At 43.6% G+C, this 24,691-nt stretch carries 17 protein-coding genes and 2 pseudogenes; 11 read left to right on the forward strand and 8 right to left on the reverse strand.

Annotated features, from left to right (window positions below; genetic code table 11):
- The first annotated feature begins 524 nt into the window (after positions 1–524).
- Positions 525–1,238, forward strand: coding sequence for a copper amine oxidase N-terminal domain-containing protein (locus NZ043_RS10370; RefSeq protein ID WP_133387275.1), 714 nt, complete (start codon positions 525–527; stop codon positions 1,236–1,238).
- A 69-nt stretch (positions 1,239–1,307) separates the two neighbouring features.
- On the opposite strand, the gene NZ043_RS10375 is transcribed toward NZ043_RS10370, so the two are convergent.
- Complete coding sequence (locus NZ043_RS10375) at positions 1,308–2,405, reverse strand: hypothetical protein (protein ID WP_133387274.1); 1,098 nt, start codon at positions 2,403–2,405, stop codon at positions 1,308–1,310.
- A gap of 1,670 nt (positions 2,406–4,075) precedes the next feature.
- Here NZ043_RS10375 and NZ043_RS10380 point away from each other — a divergent pair.
- From NZ043_RS10380 to NZ043_RS10400, 5 genes and pseudogenes are all read left to right on the forward strand, one after another.
- Positions 4,076–4,815: pseudogene (locus NZ043_RS10380) on the forward strand (DNA ligase).
- 198 nt (positions 4,816–5,013) lie between these two features.
- Positions 5,014–5,547 carry an SOS response-associated peptidase gene (locus tag NZ043_RS10385; protein ID WP_339311665.1) on the forward strand — a complete coding sequence of 178 codons (534 nt, stop codon included), beginning with the start codon at positions 5,014–5,016 and terminating at the stop codon, positions 5,545–5,547.
- A gap of 606 nt (positions 5,548–6,153) precedes the next feature.
- On the forward strand, positions 6,154–6,462 hold the full coding sequence (locus NZ043_RS10390) for a hypothetical protein (protein WP_133387271.1): 309 nt from the start codon (positions 6,154–6,156) through the stop codon (positions 6,460–6,462).
- Between the two features lie 103 nt (positions 6,463–6,565).
- Positions 6,566–7,288 (forward strand): phosphodiester glycosidase family protein, encoded by a 723-nt coding sequence (locus tag NZ043_RS10395; protein WP_165980429.1) that lies wholly within the window; start codon positions 6,566–6,568, stop codon positions 7,286–7,288.
- Between the two features lie 220 nt (positions 7,289–7,508).
- Positions 7,509–8,180, forward strand: a pseudogene (locus NZ043_RS10400) (transposase); the annotation flags it as partial.
- Positions 8,181–8,402: 222 nt separating this feature from the next.
- Here the strand turns inward: NZ043_RS10400 and NZ043_RS10405 are convergent.
- Both NZ043_RS10405 and NZ043_RS10410 read right to left on the reverse strand, forming a co-directional pair.
- A complete protein-coding gene (locus tag NZ043_RS10405; protein WP_133387269.1) occupies positions 8,403–8,933 on the reverse strand; it encodes a hypothetical protein in 531 nt (176 codons plus the stop codon).
- Between the two features lie 130 nt (positions 8,934–9,063).
- Positions 9,064–9,762, reverse strand: coding sequence for a phosphodiester glycosidase family protein (locus tag NZ043_RS10410; RefSeq protein ID WP_133387268.1), 699 nt, complete (start codon positions 9,760–9,762; stop codon positions 9,064–9,066).
- 902 nt (positions 9,763–10,664) lie between these two features.
- On the opposite strand from NZ043_RS10410, the gene NZ043_RS10415 reads away from it, so the two are divergent.
- From NZ043_RS10415 to NZ043_RS10425, 3 genes are all read left to right on the forward strand, one after another.
- Complete coding sequence (locus NZ043_RS10415) at positions 10,665–11,918, forward strand: mechanosensitive ion channel domain-containing protein (protein ID WP_339311670.1); 1,254 nt, start codon at positions 10,665–10,667, stop codon at positions 11,916–11,918.
- A 191-nt stretch (positions 11,919–12,109) separates the two neighbouring features.
- Complete coding sequence (locus NZ043_RS10420) at positions 12,110–13,357, forward strand: macrolide family glycosyltransferase (protein ID WP_339311672.1); 1,248 nt, start codon at positions 12,110–12,112, stop codon at positions 13,355–13,357.
- Positions 13,358–13,544: 187 nt separating this feature from the next.
- Positions 13,545–14,399, forward strand: coding sequence for an aldo/keto reductase (locus NZ043_RS10425; RefSeq protein WP_091038668.1), 855 nt, complete (start codon positions 13,545–13,547; stop codon positions 14,397–14,399).
- Positions 14,400–14,508: 109 nt separating this feature from the next.
- Here the strand turns inward: NZ043_RS10425 and NZ043_RS10430 are convergent, their stop codons facing one another.
- Positions 14,509–17,682, reverse strand: coding sequence for an alpha-mannosidase (locus tag NZ043_RS10430; RefSeq protein WP_339311675.1), 3,174 nt, complete (start codon positions 17,680–17,682; stop codon positions 14,509–14,511).
- A 198-nt stretch (positions 17,683–17,880) separates the two neighbouring features.
- On the opposite strand from NZ043_RS10430, the gene NZ043_RS10435 reads away from it, so the two are divergent.
- Positions 17,881–18,804: an AraC family transcriptional regulator gene (locus NZ043_RS10435; RefSeq protein ID WP_339311677.1), complete on the forward strand. Its 924-nt coding sequence runs from the start codon at positions 17,881–17,883 to the stop codon at positions 18,802–18,804.
- Between the two features lie 201 nt (positions 18,805–19,005).
- On the opposite strand, the gene pdxA is transcribed toward NZ043_RS10435, so the two are convergent.
- The 4 genes from pdxA to NZ043_RS10455 all read right to left on the reverse strand — a co-directional run bounded on the left by pdxA (position 19,006) and on the right by NZ043_RS10455 (position 24,230).
- Positions 19,006–20,007 carry a 4-hydroxythreonine-4-phosphate dehydrogenase PdxA gene (gene pdxA / locus NZ043_RS10440; RefSeq protein ID WP_339311679.1) on the reverse strand — a complete coding sequence of 334 codons (1,002 nt, stop codon included), beginning with the start codon at positions 20,005–20,007 and terminating at the stop codon, positions 19,006–19,008.
- A complete protein-coding gene (locus NZ043_RS10445; RefSeq protein ID WP_339311681.1) occupies positions 20,004–21,299 on the reverse strand; it encodes a four-carbon acid sugar kinase family protein in 1,296 nt (431 codons plus the stop codon). The genes pdxA and NZ043_RS10445 overlap by 4 nt, the downstream gene beginning before the upstream one ends.
- A 95-nt stretch (positions 21,300–21,394) precedes the next feature.
- Positions 21,395–22,381, reverse strand: coding sequence for a 2-keto-3-deoxygluconate permease (locus tag NZ043_RS10450; RefSeq protein WP_339311683.1), 987 nt, complete (start codon positions 22,379–22,381; stop codon positions 21,395–21,397).
- Positions 22,382–22,547: 166 nt separating this feature from the next.
- On the reverse strand, positions 22,548–24,230 hold the full coding sequence (locus NZ043_RS10455) for a PrpR N-terminal domain-containing protein (RefSeq protein WP_339311685.1): 1,683 nt from the start codon (positions 24,228–24,230) through the stop codon (positions 22,548–22,550).
- A 229-nt stretch (positions 24,231–24,459) separates the two neighbouring features.
- Between NZ043_RS10455 and NZ043_RS10460 the strand changes: the two genes are divergently transcribed.
- The gene (locus NZ043_RS10460) at positions 24,460–24,678 is read left to right on the forward strand and encodes a hypothetical protein (protein WP_076329625.1); all 219 of its coding nucleotides are present in this window, start codon (positions 24,460–24,462) and stop codon (positions 24,676–24,678) included.
- Positions 24,679–24,691 lie beyond the last annotated feature (13 nt).

The raw sequence follows: 24,691 nt of genomic DNA on the forward strand, positions 1-24,691 counted from the left end.
TATGTGATTTAATTTGTTGTAAAACCATTAAAGAGCCAACCATCATTATCTGAGCGAACAAAGTCGAAGTTTAACTCAATGTTACCTTCAGAACCTTTAGTGGTGATAACTTTAGCTAACGCTAGCATAAAGTGATTTTTATCTTTTTGGTTGTATCCTCTAAATTCAAGTTCTTCCAAACTTATTTCGTTAAGAAAGCAACTTCTGAGGTAGATTCTGCGTTCTTGAAAAGTATGGAATTGTTTTGTTGTGATACTTCAACGTCTGAGGAAGATAAGGATCAATATTACGCGTAGTCCTTAGTTTCCATAGCAGAAATTATTTTAAAAGTCAGATTGAGTGGTGGTAAAGATCCAGAAGCAGTAGGATGGCGGATACACGGACCTCAATAATTGTATTGGAAAGTATGATAAAATCCGGGTATTCACCTCACCTCTTTCTAATGTACAAAATAATTTTGATTTTTTTGTAACTTATTTGGGTATAAATCGTTTATATTGATAAATGGGAGGGATTTCAAGCATATGAAAAAAAAGATTATTTTCTCAATCTTAACTACAGTTACAATTATGTCAGGAGTACTCGGATCAGCGTATTCAGCCGGTGTGATCAAATTGAACGTCAATGGAAGCAACTTACAAACTGATGTGGCTCCAAAAATGGACAAAAACCGTGTCATGGTACCCATTAGTTTTGTCTCCAAAGCCTTAGGTGCATCTGTCTCTTGGAACAATAAAACACAGACCGTTTCCATCAATACAACCGGTATCCCTTACGAAAATGTGTGGGATGAGAACATGAAAGATGTTGGACCTTATCAATTAGCAAGTATAAATAACACGGTACAGGTTTTCCTTACTGGAGTTGATATTGGAGATGAAGATCTCTTAAAGAAATCAACAACCACACTAGATTTGGATCGCTTGAAACAAGAACATTCTTCTATGGGACCAACCATGTTGTCTACTAAAATTCTGGATATGAAAACCCTTAAAAAAAATCTAAATGGCCAAAGACCAGAGTATTTGGTCAGAGTAGGCATCCAAACGGGGGGAGATGAACTTAAAGTAAGTCATTGGGATCTGACCGTAACGTTGGCTCCAACCGTCGATAATGGAACGACCATTTCTACTGGAGGAAAAATGGAATACGTAGTCAGCAAACGCGAAGTTGTAAAATCAACTGCAGTGGATGTTCAACGCGTATTTCCTGGATACACGCTAGGAACATCTAAATAGTGAAGGCAAAAGAAGCCGAGGCGACTAATTATGAGTCGTTTCGGCTTCTTTTCTAGAGTTCCAGAGTTCCTATTTGGTTTGGAACGCAATCAAAGCTGGGGTTGATAATCCTCCTGCTGATGCTGCAGTAATGGTCCGAGTAAGACTTTGCCCTGCCGATAATTTGACCTCAGCAATAAGGACACCTTCCTGATATTGAATTTTACCCGCGACTTTATCCGGAGGACTAGCTAGATTGGGTACTTTGTATGTTACATTGTCTCCGCTCCATTTCACGGCTCCACCGTAAGGTTTTACGCGAGATCCCATGTAGATGCTAATTGTTTTTTCGGCGGTTGTTGGATTTGAAAGATTGACAGTGAGCGTATATTTCACACCATAATGACCTTTGTTACTGGCTGCTGCGTTCGTACTGTCGTACGAAGCCGCTTGGGTCATCAAGTTATCGCTCTGTCCATTACTCATATTGTAGTATCTCCATCCACTACCTGCAGTGTAGCTTACACTACTTGCAATTTCAGCGAAATCCCAGGAACCACGAGGATGGACTGAATCATTACCACCTGTGAAGTAGGAAATAATCGGGGTTTGGTTCAGTCTCAGATCTGCTGTGGTACTTGTTGCAGCAACCGAACGCAATCGATATGACATAGCAGTAGACGTCGTATTGGTGACCGTAAATTCGATGAGGCCACCAATCAACTGGTTATTAGGCACGATCCACTCTTTAATAACCCCCAGTTTACCCGCTGGTACAGAGGTATCGGTTGGCGTGATTGCATCCATGGTGTCACCCACCAAAGCAGCTGCAGTACATCTACCCTGTTCAACGAACGAAGTAATCGGCGCAATGGTACTTTTTACGTTATGAATGGAGTATGCGGAAGCATTATTGTTACCGATTGTGATCCCATACTTCATGCTGGAGCCTCTATTATTAAGGTGCCATACAAACATGCGGTATTTTACAGAGGTTTTGCCGGAAGCAGTATCATGCCATAACGTACAGTATCCATCCTTAAATGGCGTATTTGCATTGATGGTTTCATGGTTATCCGAAATAACAAACCGAGTATCTGTTTTCGCTTTAGTTCCTACCAGTTGGTTTGGTGCAGACTCTGGAACAACAAATGAGACTTTGGTTTTCGGAATTTGATTACATGACATAGAGATATCCCCTTTATATAGATGTTTTCCACAATTGTTTAACTTCATGGGATAAAACTGTCTAGTGTATCCCTCACTAGTGCAGCTATGAGTAGAAGTTAATCATTCTGTGAGAAGAGTTATTCACTCTTCACTATGTAGGAAATTATCTAAGAAGATATACAACCTAATTGATATTCTTTCGTAAAGTATTTTTAGTGTATGCCATCACCTTGGTAAGAAGCACAAGTGAAATGAGGAATTGAGTGTAAAGATATAACAGAAATTAAAGAAGAAGCCGACCTACTTGATGGCTGAATTTATTCAAACAACCAGCACAGTAGTTCCAACTTGCGGTATAAAGAAATGAGATGGATCTGGTGAGAAGGGATTTAAATTTGAGTTTGTGCGGACCTTTAGTATGGTTGGCAACCGTTTTAATTGCTTCAAGATAATAACATCCCAATCAAGGGTATGAAGGGACCTAAATAGTTCGATCTGTAAACTGTACAAGAGAAACAAGAGAATTTTTGTAGTATTCTTAATGCTATAAAATAGTTTTGAGGTAGTTATAGCGTGTAAAATGCCTAGAACCAAGCGGCCAGCATATATCCAGCGACAAATGGTTTTGAAGGAGACAGTACATCAGCATGGATGCGGAAACGTATATATAGAAGAAATAAAGGAAAGCTGTGCAGCCTTAAGTTGAAAAATCTAGACACGACACAAAAAGATTAAGAACGATTAGGTTCTTAATCTTTAATGCAGTCTTATCTGCAAATGCTCTAGTACCTGCAGAAACAAAGGGTTGGGCTCATAGGAACTCGAAGAATTCCTATGTTTATGATGTCGGGGAAGAATTACTTGGTGCAAAAAAACACTTGAGTCAACAATCCAGAGTTGATTGGTCCAAGATTGAACATGGGCTATTCTACCTAAAATGCTGTTTATTGATACAGCATCGGATCGCAATATGTTGGTTGCCAATAAAGAATCCTTCGGTGGCATACCAAATGGTCTGCAAGAATGAATTACTAAAGGATTTTGATCTAAGAAGTCTACAGGCTGATGGATTTACTTCTGAAGCAGCCTTCGCGATTAAATTGATATGGGCACGAGTGTGCCAGCATCCGGAGGATACACCACAAAAGCGGGCGGACTATATTAAGGGCATAAGAGCACTACAGTCCATCTTGTCCGGAGCCAAGGATGAGGATCGCATGAAGAAAGCTTTTCAGATGCTTAAAGAAGCTTTGTATCAAGCTCGACTTTCAACCTATTCCCATAGAATTGATGAGCAACCTGAATTGGTTCGTTCTCAATTTTGGCTCGCATTGGGAGATCGATTTCAATCACTGTTCTATAGTACTCGGCGCGGCCGTCCTGGCTTGTACAACTTGATTCAGAAAGCATTTTATTCTGAACAGGGTAAGGACTGGAATTGGCTGAACACAAGTAGAGTGAAAAAGACAACCATTAAAGAGAATAAAGAAAAGTGGGAACGGCTCGTTCCTGAAGAGGTAGTCCGAAAATCCAATGAAGCATCTGGAGTTAATAAACCGGATGACCTAATCGATATCTTTGGTGTTAGAGGGGTTCAGTTTGGTAATTGGGTTCAGGATGTCGCTGGGAGGTATCATGTTTTAAGTTGTGGCCACGCCCTAAACGATCTGGTGGGCCTGTTAAAACCAATGTTATTACAGCCATTAGTACCTGGTGAGATTAAAAAAGATTGGAAGTCCAGCATTAAGTGGGACGGATTTAGAATATTAATTCACTACGATAATGGTAGGGTACGTGCATATACAAGACATGGAACTGAAGTAACTGAACGCTTTCCGGAGCTTCAAGAAAAAAGTTATCAGTTAAAACGGCCATCCTGGATGGAGAATGCATCGCTTTTGATGTTACTCAACCAAAAGATCAGCCACCGAAGATCTGGTGGGACGATGCAATGACCCGTTTTCACACGAAAAAGTCTACCGCCGTCAAATCAATCTGTAAAACCTTAAAAGCTCATTTTCCGATATGGGACGTCTTGTGGGTCGATGGCCAGTCGGTAACAACGATGACATTTGATAAGAGGCGTGAACTTCTTCAGACGTTGTTAACCCCATCTGAGACAATATCCATAACACCTTTGTATGATGATGGTCTCCAGCTCTTCTTAGGAGTAAAACAACAAGGCTTAGAGGGCATAGTTCAGTACAACAGTGATGCGCCATATTTTTTAAATTCAAGACCCAAGAATGTAATTACAAAAATAAAGGCATATCAATATGTAACTTGCCAGGTCTCAGCAACTCGAAAAGGAGCATTTGGCTGGGGACTACAATTGAATGGTAAATACGTGGGGGTACTTGAATTTCCACCACATAGAGATATACTATCTAAGTTTCATCATGTATCAAAGAAACTTTGTAAGAAATGAGAATAAGAATTGGATTTATCTTGAACCAGTTTTAAGTTGCAAAGTTCGATTTCAGTGCTTTACCCAAGATGGTAAACTCAGATCACCAATAATAGAGGAACTAGTTGATTTAACTGTAGCATAACGAGGTGCGGAGCCTGTGAGACTAACAAATTCCCACCTGTACCTATAACGAATTCTATAGTGAGGTGTATTCGTATGTGCGGCAGATTTACAATTATAGATCCCATTGAAAGCATAATGGAACGATACTTGGCTTCAGACGTTAAAGGCTTTGATTATCGTCCAAATTATAATGTTGCCCCTATGCAGTTTATCGCGTCAATCATTGCAACCAGTAATGGTAATCGCTTAGGTTCACTCCGGTGGGGCTTGGTACCATCATGGGCTAAAGATGACAAAATCGGATCTAAGATGATAAATGCACGAGCTGAAACGCTAACCGAGAAACCTGCATTTAGGCGGCTGGTCAGTACCAAGAGGTGCATCATTCCCTGTTCAGGTTTTTATGAGTGGAAAAAGGATGACTCCGGAAAGCAGCCAATACGAATCTTAATGAGAGATGGCTCCATATTCTCCCTTGCCGGTCTGTATGACACTTGGTTGGATCCGGACGGAAACAAATTATCAACGTGTATTATCACCACCGAGCCTAATATTCTTATGGCTGAAATCCACAACCGTATGCCGGCCATTATTAGACCGCAAGATGAAGCAGAGTGGGTTAAATAGGGAAACGGACAAAAAAAGCGTTTTAGGACTTCTTAGACCGTTTGCATCCGAAGAAATGCGTGCATACAAGGTTGACTCTTCAGTAGGTAATGTTAAGAACAATGATAAAGAGTTAATCCGAGAAGTTTCATAAAGAAATAGTAAAACGTTAGGACGGCGATAGTCGTCCCTATTTGTCTGTCTCCGGAAGTATGAGCCCCCTTGGCACGTACCGCGGATCGTGGCCGAGTAAGTAAGGGGAGAGACTCATGTCACGCTGTTTTCATCCGATCTGAAAGATTGGTCTTGACGATAAACTTAATATCTATTCAGAATCTTTGCTGGAATTTTAGAATGATATCCCTGAGAGAATGTTTTTCAGTGCATAATTTTAATTCATCGGATTAAATATTCCTCAAAATCAATATCTTTGCCAAATAGGAAATTTAAAGCGAAAATCAGAGATTAAATAGTTTTTTTCGGTTGAAAAATGATACAATAACAATTGTATTACATTTTATGGGAGAGGTGAGATATATTATTACTAAAAAAACTTTTCAGCGTCTACTGATCTCATTCGTAAGCTTATTATTCCTTTCAATTATTGCAATGTTGATTATATTCTACATGGATGATAAGCAAGGAGCTGAGCTTCCGTTAGCTCTATCATTAGGAGAATCGATGATTGTATTTTTACTAGGTTCTTTGTTTATGTTGTATCCAATTCTTATTTTAGCTTTTGCAGTACCATTTTTAATTCTTAAGTATTATGAAGTGAACATAATGATTCGCGCTCTGGTTTACTTGGTTACAGGCGTGATTTGTATGATTACACCTACTCCTATTGAGAAATATGATTATTTCTATATAGTGATCGCCCTAATCTTTGCTTTGATCGACTTCACCTGGTCAAGAACAAGTATGGCGAAAGACTGATGATAGATACCAAACTTTTTAATAATAATGTGGTTGTAACTCTCTCTTAATTTTCACCCTATATATGCAAGGGTAAAATTAAAAAATGAGGGAGAGAAACAAAATGGCAAACTATGAATACTATTCTTGGAAACACATTCCTGCTGCGATTGTGACACAACACATCATTAAAACTCCGTTAAGCAACATTAAATCGGAAACGGTTCTTCGGCCATTGAATAAGACCACATATGTGGGCATTAATGGCGGATTTTTCGAAGCAACCCAAGGTTATAGCGTCCCACCAACGGGAGGCTCCTCGATTATTTACGTCAGTGGTGAAGAAAACCAGACTGTTACCTATGAAGGTAGAACTCTTAAAAAGAACTATTTGTCTAATACAGGGGTAAATGGTAACGAAATCTCCAGAAAGTCAGCTGTGTTTTATCGAGATATGAATGGCTCACTTAAAGCCACACATCTGTATGTTAAAAACGTAAATGAGGTTTATCAATACTATCCGAAATCAGTAGTAGAGATGGTGATTGGAGGTAATGATTACAATCTCGAGAGTTGGGGAGGGTCCTCAATCAAAGGAGAGCTTGGATATTATCTGTCAATTCCAAGAACTATCTTGGCTTGGAAAAACAACGATGCATACCTAATCGCAGGTCAGGGGAGCGTACCATTCATGCGGGATATCATGGATGATCTCGGTTTGAATGCTGTAAACTCGATTATGTTGGACGGATCGGGATCAACCCAAATGCAAATTGGTAATCCGAAAAGTAATCCAGTTGACAGTAACCGTTATGTCTATAACATGATTCGGGTGAAAACAACCTAATAGCTACAATACCCTTGCTCATTAAATAAGCTGCCAACATGGCAGCTTATTTTCTGTCGAAGGCAAGAGCAGACCAAATTCAGACTGGAGACAGTTTAATGAAAGTCACATTCTTCATATTTCAGTAAGCTCGAAGTTTCCAGAGCTGTTTATCGAGAGTGATAATCAAATTACATTCGCTAGTTCAGTAAACTATAGATCCACTTTGATTAGTAGGAATACACATCTGGCGATGACCGAGGAACGGATTATTACAGCGGCCGTCATTACAACAGGAGAGAAAAATGATGGTAAACAACTGCAGGAATTAATCCAAAAAAGCAAAGCAGCTGGCATGCAGGTGAAGACCGTCATTGGAGACGCAGCTTATTCCGAAAAGGATAATATTGTATATGCTAATAAAAATGATATTGAGCTTATAGCGAAACTCAATCCACTCATTACGCAAGGCAAACGTAAGAAGGAAGAGGAGTTCCTGTTTAATAAGGACGCAAGGTTGTACGTGTGTCCAGCTGGGCATACGGCCCTCCGTAAGGCACGGCAAGGCAAGAAAGGTGTGAGCGCAAACCAAACAGACACCTATTATTTTGATGTAGAGCGATGCAAGCGTTGTCCACTAAAGGAAGGTTGCTACAAAGAAGGTGCCAAAAGCAAGACGTATTCCGTTTCGATTAAATCCGAAGAACACTCCGAACAAATGGCATTTCAAGAGACAGAATATTTCAAAAAGAAATCCAAAGAGCGTTACAAAATTGAAGCGAAGAACAGTGAACTTAAGCATGGACACGGGTATGATACAGCCACATCCTCGGGTTTGCTTGGCATGCAATTACAAGGTGCAATGACCATATTTGCTGTAAATTTAAAACGAATATTGAAGTTAGCAGAGTAAGGAGAACAGAGAACGCAGCGAATAATGCCAAAAAAGAAGACATTCATCCCAATACTTGGGTGTGAATGTCTTCTTTTTTGGCTAAATGTTATCCACTACTTGAAAAGCCAAGTTCTTCAGTGGCCTCCTCTAACGTTGGCTCCTTTTAAGTTTGCCTCATGGGAATAGCATTAATCACCACATGTTCAAATGTAGCGATTTAGCGGAAATCCGCAAATATGATTAATCAATGGTGTAGATGGACCACATACCTTCATTATTCATCCGGATTGCGTACATCATTTTAACTTCTTCAATCGTTTCTGTATTCGATTCTAAACGTTCCCCAAGGACTGTAACATGCACTTGGTTTTTGATTGATTCACTTTTTTCAATGCTTTCAATTGTTGAAAAATGATATTGGAATTCTTCACTATAATACCCATCCAAAGCATCAGCCAATTTTTCGGTGACAAATCCGGATCGGTACAAATTGTGGTCATGCTCAACAAGTCCTTTTAAGTTCAATTTAAGTACATCGAGAAGAGGGGATTGGTCTTCCGTCAGGGAGGATTCAGCCTCTTTAAAATCAATATCAATAGCTGGTTTAAAATTTGCTGAAGACTCCGTTTCAGCCTCAGGAGTTTTAGAAGTATCAGGTAATGAATTCTGAGTTGTATTCGTTGGTTCTTCGGTTGGTGAGTTTGTATCAACACAGGCCGTAAGAAGAATAAATGAAGTTAACAGCGCTGTTAACGCAAATGATTTTAGCATGATATCCCGCCTTTAAGTAATTTATATAGATAAAGACGCTACATTGATGGAAAAAGTTACAATTTATTATTCAAAAGGAATAGGAAAAAGGGAAATCATAAAGCGATTTCCCTTTGAAAAACCGAAGTGATTAAGACCAAGTTGCCCCGTTGACAGTGATGATACTGTACACAAGACGAGGTCCACCAGAAGTGTAGTTTGTACCATCTGGTTTTTTAGCACGAATTTGTGCCGCCGTACTGCCATCCAGCATAATAGCATCTGTACACCCGAGAGACTTCATGATACCTCTTGCTTCTAATGGCGTACAATCATTAGCCTTACTCATTACAGCCAAAACAATTTTACCACCTTTATATCCGATGGCAGCACGTTTGTTGTTGCCGAAATCAACCCCGCCTTTTTCATCTTTTACCAGGTTATTGAATGCAGTTTCGCTTGAAACAGTTTCTTGAAGTTTGAGACTAATGCCTCCAATAGCCCATTCAATCCAACTAGCAGGGGTGGACATGTCAGATAATTTGTTAATCACGAATACATTTGCTACTCGGGAAGTACCGGCATTTGGCCTCGCACAAACCAGCGTGCCCCGTTTATACGATGCATTTGTAGAAGCATAGTTCCTTACCGGGCTACCTCCTTTAGAAACTGCAATGCCGTGGACATAACCAGTACTGTCATCAAAGAAAGTGCCATTAATGCCATACTTAGTGGAAGCGGTCAGGTTTTTACCGCCCAAATCCTCAATTTGAATCGTAGACATGTCCGCTTCAATGTAATCCACCGTAATTCCATTCCATGTCGTTTGTCTGTACTTTGCATCAGCCATTTATATCATCCTTTTTCCTATATTTTGATGAGGTGAAATCGCGGGAATCAACTTGAAGATTGCCATTCCCCGACAATCTCTGTTGCCGATTTCCTTCTCACTTAATAGGTAAAATGGAAAGACATCATACAACCGTTAAAACAATAAATTCAACTGAAAAGATAATTGATCTAGCGAAAAAGGATCCTACATGAGACAAACTTTATTACTATATTCATACAAAGTCGCCGCGTAGCGGCTTTTTTTGTTTTCAATTTTACTGACACGTATTTTAATACTTAGGACAGGCCCCAGTAGATGAATTTGAGTAATGAAATAAAGAGGATAAGTTTTAGCTAGAAAGGAGTACAATTACAATGAGTCTTAATTATATATTCAATTAAAATAAACGATTCCCCTTTGCTATAGCTGAGGTAGGCTGTTATTATAACAAGGTATTTATGTCCTTTCTAAAGACTATTCAAATATACTAGGGATCCCTTGGTTAACTATAATCAAGGACACATCGCTGTAATAATCCGCTAAGGTAAATAATGCTGCAGTTATGGATAGTAATGCAAGCAATAAAATCAAACGAGATTAAATAGAACGGGCCTATCATTCTGTGGAATGACAAGGTCCTTTTTCGTTTGGGAGAAGTGTAGTGGCTCAGTAAGCAGATATCCTCCCAAGCATAATATTACGAGAACATTATCCTAGTCATCCTGCAAATATCGAATTTGGTAAAAGGAAATATTACAGAAGAGAAAATCATATATTTAGTAAGCGATATGATCGATTTTGAGTAAGTTTTCTATCTATGACGGGGATCGAGAAAACTAAGAGTTCTACTGCGTATTTTGCTTACCATCCTAATCTACTTTATAATAATAGGCTAAACTAGACGATGTCAGGAGGAAACAATGGACTTTATCAGAAATCAACTAGAAGAACTCGGCATGAGTGAACCCTCCATTGGATACCTTTCGAATGTGATTATGATTATTTTTATCGCGCTAATCTCGGTAATGGCGAATGTTATTGCCAAGCGAGTGGTACTGAAGACGGTGCATCGTATCGTGAGTAACAATCGTTTCAAGTGGGGCCACATCGTGGTGCAGAAAAATTTATTTCAGAAGCTGTCACATCTCGTACCGGCCATTATTATCTATTATTCTGCTTATATTTTCTCGCCCTATCAGGCTTTGATTGAAAAATCAGCTATGACGTACATGATTGTCATCATGATTACGGTTCTGAATGCTCTGCTGAATGTGTTCGATGATATCTATCGTACCTATGAGGTGTCGAAGATTCGCCCAATCAAGAGTTACATTCAGGTAGCCAAGATTGTCCTGTTCATTATCGGGGGCATTATCGTCATCTCCAGCCTGATCGGACAGAACCCGCTCATTATCCTCAGTGGACTTGGGGCGTTATCGGCCGTATTAATGCTCGTATTCAAAGACTCGATTCTGGGTCTCGTGGCCGGGGTACAGCTATCGTCGAACGATATGGTGCGTGTCGGTGACTGGATCGAGATGCCAAAGTATAATGCGGACGGTGACGTCATCGACATTACTTTAAATACGGTAAAAGTTATGAATTTTGATAAAACGATTACGATGATTCCAAGCTACGCCCTCATTTCGGACTCGTTCCGTAACTGGAGAGGCATGCAGGTATCCGGCGGCAGAAGGATTAAGCGGAGTATCTATATTGATATCAGCAGTATCCGTTTTTGTACGGAAGAGATGGTGGCTGAATTTGAGAAAATCCACTACCTGACTGATTATGTCACGGCAAAATTAAGGGAAATTCAAGCATACAACATGGAGCACGAGGTGAATACCGAAAGCAACGTGAACGGCAGACAACTGACAAACGTCGGTGTATTCCGGGAGTATATCCATCAATATTTGAGGAATCATCCAAAAATCAATAAAGATATGACGATGATTGTGCGCCAATTAGCACCGGAAGATCGCGGGCTGCCTCTGGAAATCTATGCATTCAGCAATGATATCAACTGGGGGGTATACGAGAACGTTCAGGCGGATATCTTTGACCATATCTTCGCGGTGGCGCCAACATTTGGACTGCGGGCCTTCCAGAATCCAACCGGACATGACATTGTGCAACTGAAAGAAAACAAACAATATTCGAGCGGATATTGAGATCCGAAGCACCGTAAAGGTGCTTTTTTTATTTAAAAAGTGACATATTTAATATTTACAAAAATGGAAATTATTTATAGTATGTTTATATGGGTTTGATTTCCATATTCTATTTTTTCTTTATCTTCTCAATCATATGGATATACAATGTACCGCTTTGATTATTGGAAAATTTGATGGAGGTGAGCTTCGTGGCACGTGTGTTAGTTGTGATGATGCCTGCAGAAGGGCATATCAATCCGTCGCTCGGGTTAATCAAGGAGTTGATAGAGAGCGGAGATGAGGTCGTCTATTGTTGTACTGAAAAATACCGGACGAAGATTGAAGCGTTAGGTGCTCAATTTAAAGCTTACTCCTTCAACGAGGCAACCCTGCTCAACAACCCCAATATGAAGCCATTTGAAATCAAGCATCCGTACCAATTCTTATATATGATTTTGAAAAAAATAATTCAACGGTTTATTCCGGATGTTCTGAATCTGATCGAAAATGAAACCTACGATTATATTATTTTTGACTCCTTAATCGGCTGGGGCGGACAAATTTTGGGCGAAAAGCTGGGGATACCCACGATCTGCTCGACCAGTACCTTTGTTTTTGTAGAGCCTCTCGGGTCAGGTAGTCATAATCTGAAGGATGACAATGAGGAGGTCCAGGAGCTATATAACGGCATTATGGAAATGTCTCAACAATTAGCTTCCCGGTTCAATGTGGCTGCGCCTTCTCTGGCGGAACTTTCAGGGCATCTAGGACAACTGAAGATTGTCTATACAAGCCGCTATTTTCAACCCATGGGGGACAAGCTGGACGACAGCTTTGTGTTCACTGGCCCGTCCATTATTCCTCGTAAGGATGCGCCAGCTTTTGCAAATGAATCTCTGCATGCTCTTTATAAGCAGGTCGTTTATATTTCGATGGGAACCATTTTAAATAAAGATCTCGAGTTTTATAAGCTTTGCTTTACGGCCTTTCGTGATTTGCCTGTGCAGTTTATTTTGTCTTCTGGGAAGAATACCGATTTGGAGCCCATTGCTGAGCTCATTCCTGATAATTTTATCATCAGGCCCTATGTCCCCCAACTGGAAGTGTTGCAGTGTGTAGATGCTTTCCTGACACATGCAGGCATGAACAGTGCAAGTGAGGCTTTGTATTACAATGTACCGTTGATCATGCTCCCGTTAACCTCGGATCAGCCTCGTGTAGCAGGCCGGATACAGGAGTTGGGCGCGGGAGTAATCTTGGATAAAAATAACCTGACGCCTGACATACTGAGAACCGCGGTGTTAGAGGTGCTCAGCAATGATTCCTACAGGGAACATGCAGGAGTGATTGGGAACACACTGCGTGATGCTGGCGGGTATAAGCGGGCGGCTGCTGCCATCAAAGAATTTTTGGGCAATCGACCTTTATCAGCCACGACTATCTCTTCCCTTGAATGAAGAGGCGACTTTCCTCTTATTAGAGAGGTTGACTTACCGTGTGAACAGAGCGAGAGGTCGAAGGGATTCTCGATGATGGTGTACAATTGATTCAAGCGCTTGAGGAAAGGTTAGAGATAACCGAGAGCACATGTCATTTTGTCGCATTAAAATAGGAAGCAGACCTTTTACAAAGGAGAGTTCCCACATGAATCATACAATCCCTGGATACACATTGAACGATGGCTTGAAAGTACCGGCAATTGGATTTGGTACCTATAGTTTAAAAGGTGAAGAAGGCGTTAAATCGATCGCGTCCGCAATGGATGCGGGTTATCGATTAATTGATACGGCGTATAACTATGAGAATGAGGCAACCGTGGGCAGAGCAATCAAGCAAAGCTCCATCGCCAGAGAAGATCTGCTCATTTCCTCTAAGCTGCCGGGGCGTTATCATGCTCATGATAAAGCACTTGTGGCGATCCAGGAATCCCTGTATAGAGCGGATCTGGATTATTACGACCTGTATCTGATTCACTGGCCCAATCCGAAGAAGGACATGTATGTCGAGGCATGGCAAGCGCTAATCGAAGCCAAAAAGCGTGGATATATCCGATCCATTGGAGTGAGCAACTTCCTGCCTGAGCACAATGAACGCCTGATCAAGGAAACGGGGATAGCGCCGAGTCTGAATCAGATTGAGCTGCATCCGTTCTTTGACCAAGCCGATCAGCGGGAACAGGATACGAAGCATGGCATCGTGAACGAATCCTGGAGTCCGATTGGACGTGGCAATGATGCCGTACAGGATATTCTGAAGGATGAGAACATTCTTCGGATTGCGGAAACGCATGGTAAAACGCCAACCCAGATCATTCTGCGCTGGCATGTTCAGCTGGGTTCCATTCCCATTCCGAAAGCCGGCTCCTTGCAGCATCAGCAGGAAAATATCGATATATTCGATTTTGAGTTGAGCACAGAAGAGATGCAGGTCATCTCTGCATTTAATCGTCCGGATGGACGGTTGTGGGATCAGGACCCAAGCGAGTACGAAGAATTTTAAAGAACGACAAATGAAGGGCTGCTCCCATGTCAGATATGACAGGAGGCAGCCCTTTGTTGTTGAAGCATATTAAGCAATGTTGCAGTATTCCATGTTGCGTAATTTCTGTTTACTGTCCCGCAGGGATACGGAAGGTACAAATTTCGTACGGTTTGATATCAAAAGAAATTCGACCATTTTCCACGGTGCATTCCACTTCGTTGTTTTCGAGTAAATCACATGCGTATGCCGTAGCACCTGCTCCCTCGGGCAATTGCAGGGAAGCACGGCTGCGGCGGCCGTGTGCTTCATAGAGACGGATGATCATGTCATCATTGTTCTCGGCTTTTTTGATAACCTCCAGCACGACATTATCCTGATCGACCGATGCGAGTGACCATGTTTCCGGCAACTTACCGGTTTGCGACGCAATCTCACGAGCAACCAGAGGACGGTTGAGATCATAAGCGGCTTGGATGACACGTCCTTCACGGAAGTCGCCCTGATGCGGATAAAGTGCGTAGGTGAATACGTGCTGCTCTTTGTCCGAATTTTCATTCGGGTACGTTGCGCTCTTGATCAGTGACAGTCGCATCACCGAGTTATGAATATCATATCCGTATTTGCAGTCGTTCAGCAGAGCAGCACCGTACCCGTTCTCCGCCAGATCGGCCCACTTCTGCCCGCATACTTCAAACCGGGCTTGATCCCAGCTCGTATTACGGTGGGTAGCACGCTCAACGTTGCCGTACTGGATTTCGTAGACTGCTTTCTCACTCCAGATATCAAGCGGGAAAGCGGCTTTCAGCAGCAAATGCTCCTGCTTCCAGTCCACAAACGTACGGAAATCAATCCGGCGCGTATGCGCGTAGAAGATGATCGTCTGCTCAATGATCGAGTCCAGGAACTGTCGCTTCACTTGAAGCACGGAACGTACCGGCCCGCTTTCAACCCACTCCAACGACTGAAGGTCATTAATCTCCCACATATGCTGTTCATAATAATCGTCAATGTTCCATGCCTCGTATTCCGCAGGTCGATCCTCGAACACTTGCAGCACGTTACCGCGCTTGCCAGACTGAAGCAGCTCACGACCCTCCAGCTTGTCCCATACGGATGTGAATTCGGCACTTTCATTCAGGTGAATATCGTACCAAGGTGTATGGATGTAGCGCTGATCTGCTTCCCACTGTGCAACCGATACACCCGCGACAAGTTCGTCTGTCAGATCTGGTATGATTCGGAAGGATTTATACCCGGATGCAGGTACGTTCTCTGCAAGGAACACAAGTCCGCCTTCGGGAGTCCGCTGGCTTGGTACAGGGCGATCTCCATCATAGACGGTTACTTTTCTCGCAAAAGCAGGCAGTTCAACCACATCCGTCCGTACAAATCCGGTGGTGTTAAATACCACAATGGCTTCGCCATCAGATGTAATTCGGCTGGCAATGCCGTTCAGTGCGCTGTCTTTCAGCTCATCGGTGACACGCAGAACTTCTTCATATTGCTCTTTGGAATCCACATATACCTGCTCAATGGAGCTGCCCGGGAGAATATCATGGAACTGGTTCAGCATTGTCAGCTTCCATGCATGCTCCAGTGCGTCGGTTGGATAGGCCGCCTGTGCATTCGCCTGACGATGAATCATGGCATACAGCTCGGCATCGGCCAGCGCAAATTCGCTGTGACGGTTGTACCGTTTGTTGCGGGCCATGGAAGTGTAGGTACCCCGGTGATACTCCAGATACAGCTCACCTGACCAGCGGGGAACGGAAGGAACATCCGCCAGATTTTGCTCCAGCTTCTCGAAAAACTCGCGTACAAAGGTACGTTTCACCGCAGGTACACCCGGCAATCCGACATCAAGTCGTCTGCCATGCTCCAGCATCTCCTCGGTTGGTCCGCCGCCGCCATCCCCGAATCCGAAACATTGCAGGACATCTGCATTGATGTTTTTGTTCTGGTATCGCTGCCACGTACCTTTTACTTGCGAAGCATTAAACCGTCCATTATAGGTCGTTTCAAATCGGCGCTGCCTAAAATCGGGATGTTTGTCATAGTCTGTGGCTGTGATGAAATGGGTCAGGACCTCTGATCCGTCGATTCCTCTCCAGTACATCGTATCGTTCGGAATCTGGTTTGTATCATTCCAGGCAATTTTGGTTGTCATAAAATAATCAATGCCGCTCTTGCGCATAATCTGCGGCATCGCTGCACTATAACCAAATACATCCGGCAACCAGAGCACACGGTTCTCCACACCGAACTCTTCCTTGAAGAAACGTTTGCCGTAGATAATCTGACGGATCATGGATTCACCCGAAATCAGGTTACAATCGGCCTCCAGCCACATGGAACCTTCCGCTTCCCAGCGGCCTTCGGTCACCTTTTCTTTGATTTTCTCATATAGGGATGGGTAGTCTGCTTTCAGGTATTCATACAGCTGGGGCTGAGAGGACATGAAGGTATACTCTGGGAACTTGTCCATCAAGTAGAGTACACTCGCAAAGCTGCGAATGACCTTCTCCCGAGTCTGATCCAATGTCCACAGCCATGCTACATCGATATGCGTGTGTCCGATACAGTGCACGGTAGGGATGTGATCACCGGCAGGGCGGATATCACCATAGACATGATCTTGCAGATATCGGCGCGCTTCCAGCACCGACGCATGGAATTCTGCGCTGTTCTCCTGACGCAAATCCAGCAGATTCACGGCTTTATTCAGATGTTCGACCAACTTCAGCCGCTCCAGATCATCCTCACGCAGCAGATCCGCAGCATCCAGCGCAGCCTTGAGATCGTAATACAAATCGGAGACTTGCTGATGATGCTCGGCAATATATACATTCAGAAAAACATCCGCGGCAGAGGTACTGCAATATGCATATAATGCCAGTTCGAACTCATCACCTTTTGCCGCAGCGGATGTCAGGTCGATCTCCGTATGGTTCACATCCAGACCGCAGATCAATTCCCCATTGAGGAATGCCAGAAATTGCGGATTATCGTAATTCCAGATGTCATCAGCACCAGTGACGATGGCACAAACGACCTTTTTTCCTTCCAGATGATCCGGGATTTGAATGCGGGTTTTGAAGCAGCTGTGTACGTCTTTGCCGCCCCAGCCATCACCTTTACGGAATACGTTCCAGGAGGAAGGGTCCTCGTGCACCAGTTCCCAGGAGTGGTAACCACTTTCTTTATGATAAAGCTCAGGGATATATGTCTTTGAGGTTAGTCGTGCACGTTCCAAGTGTTTAACAATGGTATGGATTCGAGTATACAAGGAATTCATTTTCATGTTGGTTTCCCACCTTGGTTTGTAGTAAGTACAGGCTGTGGTCGTTGTTGGAGCGAGAATACTGCAAGCGCTAACATATCAACTTTATCATAACAAAAGAGAAATGGCCGAAACTACGTATTGTATGCTGAAAATAACGTCTTTTTATTGCATTTCATGCTAAAATAAACTCATTAGAACCAGGATGGGGGCATGTTCATGACACAATCGGTTTTGGCATACGAGCAGGGATATGCGGTCCATGTGAACCAGCATGGAGATTCGCTTTTTTATCATCTGGATTATGACGAGCGTTCTCATGATCTAAATATGGAGTTTCAGCATTTCCATGATTTCTATGAAATCTGTATTCTTCTGGATCGCACGGCTGCCCACATCATTGAAGGCAGTTTGTACGAGATTCAACCTTATGATATCGTTCTGTTGCGGCCTTCCTTACTACACAAGACGCAATATCCGAAGGGCGCCCCACCGAAACGATTGATGATCACCTTTGCCATGCCACGTAATACACCTGGTCTTGAGAGCGGTTACAATGAGCTGTTTTCGATTTTTGATAAACCGATCCCGATATTCCGATTTACAGAAGAAAGACGCAAGGTAGTCCTCGCGCCGATCAATGATATTTTTGCTATATCACAGCAGCCTTCTGCACTTCAATCGGTTATGATTCATAGCAAGTTCGTGGAGTTTCTCTGTGCCCTTCATCGTTATTCGGCAGAGAACGGGTATGTGCGTGAAGAGACAGGATCATCGATGTCCCGACGCATGTATGCCATTGCCTCTTATATTCATAGTCATTATCAGCAGGATTTATCTCTGGATGAGGTATCCAAGCGCTTTTATGTAAGTGCCCATCACTTGTCTCGCCAATTCAATAAGGTTACCGGCTTCACCTTCACGGAGTATGTGCAGATGACCCGTATTCGGAATGCCCAGCAATTGCTGCTGAATTCGAGTGAGAAAATCACAGATATTGCTGCACAGTGTGGGTTCACAAGCTTTTCCCAGTTCAATCGCATCTTCAACAAACAGAACGGCATGTCACCGAGTGCATATCGCCGAAGCAGACATTCGCAGAGCGAACGTGAAGTGATATCTTTGGGTAGGCCTGAGCGCTGACAGAAGACAGAGATGATCTGGGGATGTCAGTGGAGCGGTGCTGCATGAATGGCAACAGCCACAGATATATGGAGATATACAAAAAGGCAAACCCTCTAAGTTACAAAGGGATTGCCTTTTTCCTTCTATTATATAGATTACGTCTACCTAGTGATGGTGGCACAACCAGAACTACTCTTGTGCCCCGTATAACGGCTACTCTTAAACTTGATCCTTTGGCGCCAGCTCAATGGCAGAGCGGATGGCAGCCAGCATACTTTTATCATCGGCGATATTTTTTCCGGCAATATCAAAGGCTGTACCGTGGTCGACAGACGTACGGATGATGCCACCTTTCAGACCAACGGTGATGTTCACGCCTTCCTCGATACCCATTACCTTGATCGGTGCATGGCCTTGGTCGTGGTAGCAGGCAACAACGATATCGAAGTCACCGCGACCAGCGCGGAAGAAGAGTGTGTCCGCCGGGAGTGGACCAACAACGTTAATGCCTTCCTGCTGTGCACGTTCGATGCCGGGCTGAAGTTTCTCTTCTTCTTCACCATTACCGAACAAGCCGTTCTCTCCGGCATGAGGATTGATTCCGCATACGGCAACGCGCGGATTCTCAAAGCCTGCTTTTTTCAACGTATCATGAGCAAGCTTCACGACGGTGTAGGTTCTTTCCGGGTTAATACTCGCAATGGCATCGATCAGACCCATGTGTGTTGTCAGGTGAATAACGCGCAGATTCGGCGTGGTCAGCATCATCGAGAAGTCTTGTGTATCCGTCAGGTCTGCCAGAATCTCGGTGTGCCCCGGATATAGGTGCCCGCCCTGATGCAGAGCTTCTTTGTTCAAAGGCGCGGTGCAGATGGAGTGAATCTGCTGTTTTTTGGCAAGATCAATGGCTTTGGCGAGAAACTGGAATGCTGCATCCCCAGCCACGGCAGATACTTTACCGTATTCCAGATCCGCAGGAACGAGGTTCAGATCAATCACATCCACAGTACCGAATTCATACTTGGCTTCGGAAGGCTCTTGAATCGCGTTGACGTTCAGAATTGAGCCGATGACTGGCAATACACGCTCCAGAATCTTTGCATCACCGATAACGAGTGGATTGCACTGATCGTACATCTCTTGATGACCCAGTGCTTTCATAATAATCTCCGGTCCAATACCTGCTGCGTCGCCCATTGTAATTCCAACTGTAGGTTTCATACGAGAATACCCCCTTTTAATTTTTGAATCGCATGAATAAAGACATCCGGTTTGCCGAATCCGCCTGCTTTGGTAATCACATGCAGATCATCAATCCCGATAAACTTGGAGATCGGCACGCCGATTTCAAGCTCATCCAGCAACTCGAAGCCGCTAATATTCCATTTCAGACAGATTTGTTTAGCTGTATCACCGCCGGTCATGGATACCCCTTTGAAAAGTCCCTCTTCCAGCAGTCTGGCACAGATCTCACCCATCGCAAGTACAATCTCGTTGCTGACTTCCGTGTGATTGAGACCACGAACTTCGCCCGTTGCCCGTGCGAGTTCGATATCCACCTGTTCAGCGGTGGAGTAGAGAACAACATCTTGTCCTTCCAGCGCTTTGTCTCGGACCTCCTTATAGACACGTTCCATCTCTTCCGCGCGGTCTGCGGTTGCGGATACCGCTTTGAAAGAATGGAAGGAGACTGAAGCTACGCGGGAGTTGCGCATCAAGCGATGCAGCTGCTCACGTGAGTTTTTGTTCACGCTGCCTACCACTGTTAGGATTGGACCGGAATTCTCCGGGATATCAAGTGACGCAGCCCTGGATTCCAACTCGTAATGTGCGGGGAGGTAATTGGCAATACCCGCCGAACCTGCCCAAGTAAAGGTATACTCCAACTCGCGAGTCATCTGCAGAATCAGTTCCAGATGTCTTTCTTCGGTGGAGTCCACCATTACATAAGGGATGTTATTTGTTTTCAACTGTTCTAGCTTGGTGCGAATATGATTCTGTCCGGCTTCCAGATCGGCGACGGTGATCTCGCCAACTTCATACTTGGTCTGTTGTTTCAACAAGTCGGGAAGGTAGGAAATCGTTACAGGTGTCTTCGGATCATGGGCAATTTCAGTATCTGCCAGCGGAACGCCGTTCAGGTAATGAATTCCTTCCAATATCGTCCGGTTATTTTTTGGATAACCCGGGGCAATCATCATAAAGTCCGGCTTTACGACATCATATACAGCATCAATCTCGATGCCGATATTACCGCGCATGGTGGAGTCCATTTTTTTGAAAATCGTCTTAAATCCGTTGTTCGTCAGCAATTCAGCAGCCCGATATACACGGTCATACGCTTCCTGCGGGGATATGGAACGACTATCTGTATCAAAGACGACGGCATCGTAACGTGTAAGAGGGCCTTCATCCATATTAAAAAGAACACTGGTCTTCAAGCCATGACGGGCAAGCTGCACCCCGCTGTCATTGGCACCGGTCAAATCATCTGCAATAATGGCTAATTTCATGCAGTCATCCCTCCTTGTAAGCACAATTTAATAAAAAGTCCGTTCAGATCATCCATTAAGCACAGCTTAAGCAAATTAAATCATGTGATACCCATTTATGTGGTTGGTCGTTGATTGTATTTCTCGACTCCACCTGATTTCTCCAGTCGTTTGGAGAGGAACCCGATGAAGATCGGCAACAGGATGGCTGTTGTTACAACACTCGCTGCAATTTGCACCGTAGCAATCTCGGCAATCGGGCCAAATGAAGCATTAGCAGCCACGATGGCAGCAGGTGTACCTACGGCATTCCCGGCAGTTGATCCTTCGGAAGCACCCACGATGGGGTTCCAGCCGATGGCTTTAAAGAGCAGGAAACCGATTCCGCCCGTTAATAACACGGTTAACACACCCAGTAAAATTCCGCTAAGACCACCTTGAATGATGGAGGAGAAGCTAATGTTCATACCCAGAGCAAATGCAAAGAACGGAACAAGTTTGTCGCTGCCTTTATGCAGCCATTCCGCCAGCTTGCGGTCCAGATTACCAATAATGACACCAACGATGAGCGGAAGCAATACTGCGACAAAGGCCATAGGGGAAAACATACCGTTCGCAAAACCCATCGCACCAAAGACGGAGAGCGCTACCATGGTCAGGAAAGGACCATCACTGAGTGCCAGGAAAGGGTAGGCTGCTTTGTCGTCTTCTTTCCCGTATTGGCCGGCGAGAGCAATGTACAAACCTCCGTTGGAGTTAGTCATTGCAGCAATAATGGCAAGCGGGGCAAGACCGAGAAATAACCCGTTTGAATCCGCGAACAAAATAGCGATAAAACCAAGGGCTGCACCAATCACCCATTTGAACGTAAGCAAGGTCAAACCTTTGCCGACAGAGGAACCTGCTGTTTTAAACGTAATCTGTGTACCCGCAATAAACAGGAACAGGGCAATCAAAGTACTGGCACTGTTGACAAAAAGGGCTTCCGTGAATCCGCCAATGCGCAGGGCATTTGGGAAGAATGTATTGATGGTTGCACCAAGTAACAGGGGAACGACCATCATACCGCCAGGGATGCGATCTAAAGTTGCTTTAATGTTCATAGTAGTAGCTCCTTATGAAGTAATCGTTTTTATGAAGCGCTTGCAGGGATTATATTATCCCATATCGTTTAATATAGCAACAATAAATTATTGTAAATTTTAAATACTTGGTTAACTGTTTAAAAATGCAACACATAAAAGCAATAAAAAAGACGCAAACTTAAAGTTAATCTTTAAGTTTACGCCATAATGTGGCCCGGTTAATCCCCAGACGCTCTGCGGCCTTCGATTGATTGTTATTTTCCTCCTGAAGCACAAACAGAATAACTTCCTTCTCAATCTCCTTCAGCGTACCGTTCAACTTCATTGGGCTTGAAGATGGTTGCTGATCCAGCAAGCGGGATAAGGTAGCGGTGGTTATTACATACTCCTGTTCATTGAGTGCAGCCTGCTTGATCAGATGTTTCAGCTGGTTGACATTCATATGTGTGATCTGATCTTGGATCAGCTGTAGAGCATCTTCTTTTATTCTGACCGCAGTAGTTCCGTATTTGTGGTAGTAACCTGTAAGGAAATGCTGCATCAATGGAGCCAGATCCTCTGGTCTATCCGCAAGATTTGGCATCATGATTGTATTAAGCTCCAGATCGAGTGACCACTGCGGGTTCAATATCTGTTCCCCGAGTATAAACACCCCAATCTGATTTTGAAGGCAACTCTGGATAAAGGCGAGCAACTCCGGATCTTCCATACGTGTTTCCATGTGGTTAATCTCTACATTTCTAACCTTGGCGAGTGGTATCTTGTGCAAATGACCGGGCGGAACTTGCGTGAGATCCATCTGTAATAACAGTCCACCACCGGAGTACATCTGATGAATATGTTTGACCAGAAAAGATTTACCGGAATCCGCTTCACCTAGCAGATAGATCGGTTCATGATTCTCGTAAAGTGCTCGAATGTTCTGTAATACCGCCTGCATGGCAGGGGATTCGGCAACGATAGGCTCCATCGATGCGTCCGTAAACGTTGTTATGCCGAATTGTGCAAAGGCATAGGGTTGTCCTTTTTCCAGCATATATACCTTGTAGTTCTTATTGTCCAGGGTCGTTTCATAGGCGTTAACCGTGAGCTGGTAATCGTCCACCATGAACACATTTTGGATGTGGGATTGATGGAATTCCAGACTGGTATTTGTCAGATATATGTGATTATCGGTCAGCGGATTTTTCTCAAAATCAGTCAGGTTCTCGAATACAACTTCATTCCGTTCATTTAAAATAAGTAAATTGGGATGTTCCCGTGTAACCAGGTCATTCAGGATGATCGATATCGCATGATTTTTGCTCAAATAACGGTAGACCAGCTGTGCATCCTCCATCGCTCTAAGGATGGATTCCTGGCCAGATTGGATTAATAATCCCTCCAGACCATAGGTCTTCGCGGTGTTGACGGTGATCACATCTCCAACAATCTGTCGGTACCCGGAAGCCTTCAACTCCAGGAGCAATCGTGCCACATCTTCCGAGCTATGTATGGTATAGACCTTGAGGGGCAGATCCATCAGATCAATAATCGATTGTGCACCAGAGGTGATGTTGGAGAAGCCAACAATGGCTGTTTGGCCGTTAAACTGGCTTGCCAGGGTAAGTGAACGAATCATATCATAGCCCGATAACTGCACATCAATGACGGGAATAGTCACTGCTTTTTTAATCAATTGGGCGGTTCCACCGCGGCTGATGATAATCTCTGCACCGTTTTTCTCTGCTAGAGTTGCTAATTCCACACCGTTCGCCAAATCGCCCACGTCCGTCTGAATGGCTAACTGGGGAAAACGAGGAATGCACTCTTGTATGATAGGAATCATCGATTCGTAGGGAGCAATAAAGTGAACTCGTGTACGCATATTTTTCCTGCCTTTATAGAAAACTTTGATCCCCTTATTATAGCCAACTTGCGAAGGAATGGCACCTATGGGGGAACCAACACGGTTGTGTCTGCAAAATGCCTGTGTGATATGCCTTCATAACTCTCCCGAGTGGAATGTGATGAAGTACACTGAATCGAATCGTTACGTATTTCAAAATTAATGCATAATTGCACACGATAAGTATAGAGAAATGAGGAGATTTCATATGGGAGACATTCATAAAGTAGCTGAGCCGGATCACATCATTAAGGATGTTGTCGGGAAGTTCCCGTGCAGGGTGCTGTGGAGTGAGGGCCGTCCATGTCTGGAGTATCAAAGGGAAGAGGATGTGGCGTTAATAACCGAATACGTCCATAAAACGTATAACGTTGAACTATTGGATGTGTTTTTTACAGCGGTGGAGAGCCTTCCGGTTGAGCCATAGATTAGGTAGGGAT

This window comes from Paenibacillus sp. FSL k6-2145, from assembly GCF_037976585.1.
Taxonomy (GTDB): Bacteria; Bacillota; Bacilli; order Paenibacillales; family Paenibacillaceae; genus Paenibacillus.

Coding starts and splice junctions, on each gene's coding strand:
- NZ043_RS10410 (WP_133387268.1), bottom strand. CDS start 9,762: ATGGCTGATGCAAAGTACAGACAAACGACATGGAATGGAATTACGGTG.
- NZ043_RS10455 (WP_339311685.1), bottom strand. CDS start 24,230: ATGCGTACACGAGTTCACTTTATTGCTCCCTACGAATCGATGATTCCT.
- NZ043_RS10415 (WP_339311670.1), top strand. CDS start 10,665: ATGGACTTTATCAGAAATCAACTAGAAGAACTCGGCATGAGTGAACCC.
- NZ043_RS10395 (WP_165980429.1), top strand. CDS start 6,566: ATGGCAAACTATGAATACTATTCTTGGAAACACATTCCTGCTGCGATT.
- NZ043_RS10445 (WP_339311681.1), bottom strand. CDS start 21,299: ATGAAATTAGCCATTATTGCAGATGATTTGACCGGTGCCAATGACAGC.
- NZ043_RS10435 (WP_339311677.1), top strand. CDS start 17,881: ATGACACAATCGGTTTTGGCATACGAGCAGGGATATGCGGTCCATGTG.
- pdxA (WP_339311679.1), bottom strand. CDS start 20,007: ATGAAACCTACAGTTGGAATTACAATGGGCGACGCAGCAGGTATTGGA.
- NZ043_RS10450 (WP_339311683.1), bottom strand. CDS start 22,381: ATGAACATTAAAGCAACTTTAGATCGCATCCCTGGCGGTATGATGGTC.
- NZ043_RS10370 (WP_133387275.1), top strand. CDS start 525: ATGAAAAAAAAGATTATTTTCTCAATCTTAACTACAGTTACAATTATG.
- NZ043_RS10405 (WP_133387269.1), bottom strand. CDS start 8,933: ATGCTAAAATCATTTGCGTTAACAGCGCTGTTAACTTCATTTATTCTT.
- NZ043_RS10375 (WP_133387274.1), bottom strand. CDS start 2,405: ATGTCATGTAATCAAATTCCGAAAACCAAAGTCTCATTTGTTGTTCCA.
- NZ043_RS10460 (WP_076329625.1), top strand. CDS start 24,460: ATGGGAGACATTCATAAAGTAGCTGAGCCGGATCACATCATTAAGGAT.
- NZ043_RS10385 (WP_339311665.1), top strand. CDS start 5,014: ATGTGCGGCAGATTTACAATTATAGATCCCATTGAAAGCATAATGGAA.
- NZ043_RS10430 (WP_339311675.1), bottom strand. CDS start 17,682: ATGAAAATGAATTCCTTGTATACTCGAATCCATACCATTGTTAAACAC.
- NZ043_RS10425 (WP_091038668.1), top strand. CDS start 13,545: ATGAATCATACAATCCCTGGATACACATTGAACGATGGCTTGAAAGTA.
- NZ043_RS10390 (WP_133387271.1), top strand. CDS start 6,154: ATGGATGATAAGCAAGGAGCTGAGCTTCCGTTAGCTCTATCATTAGGA.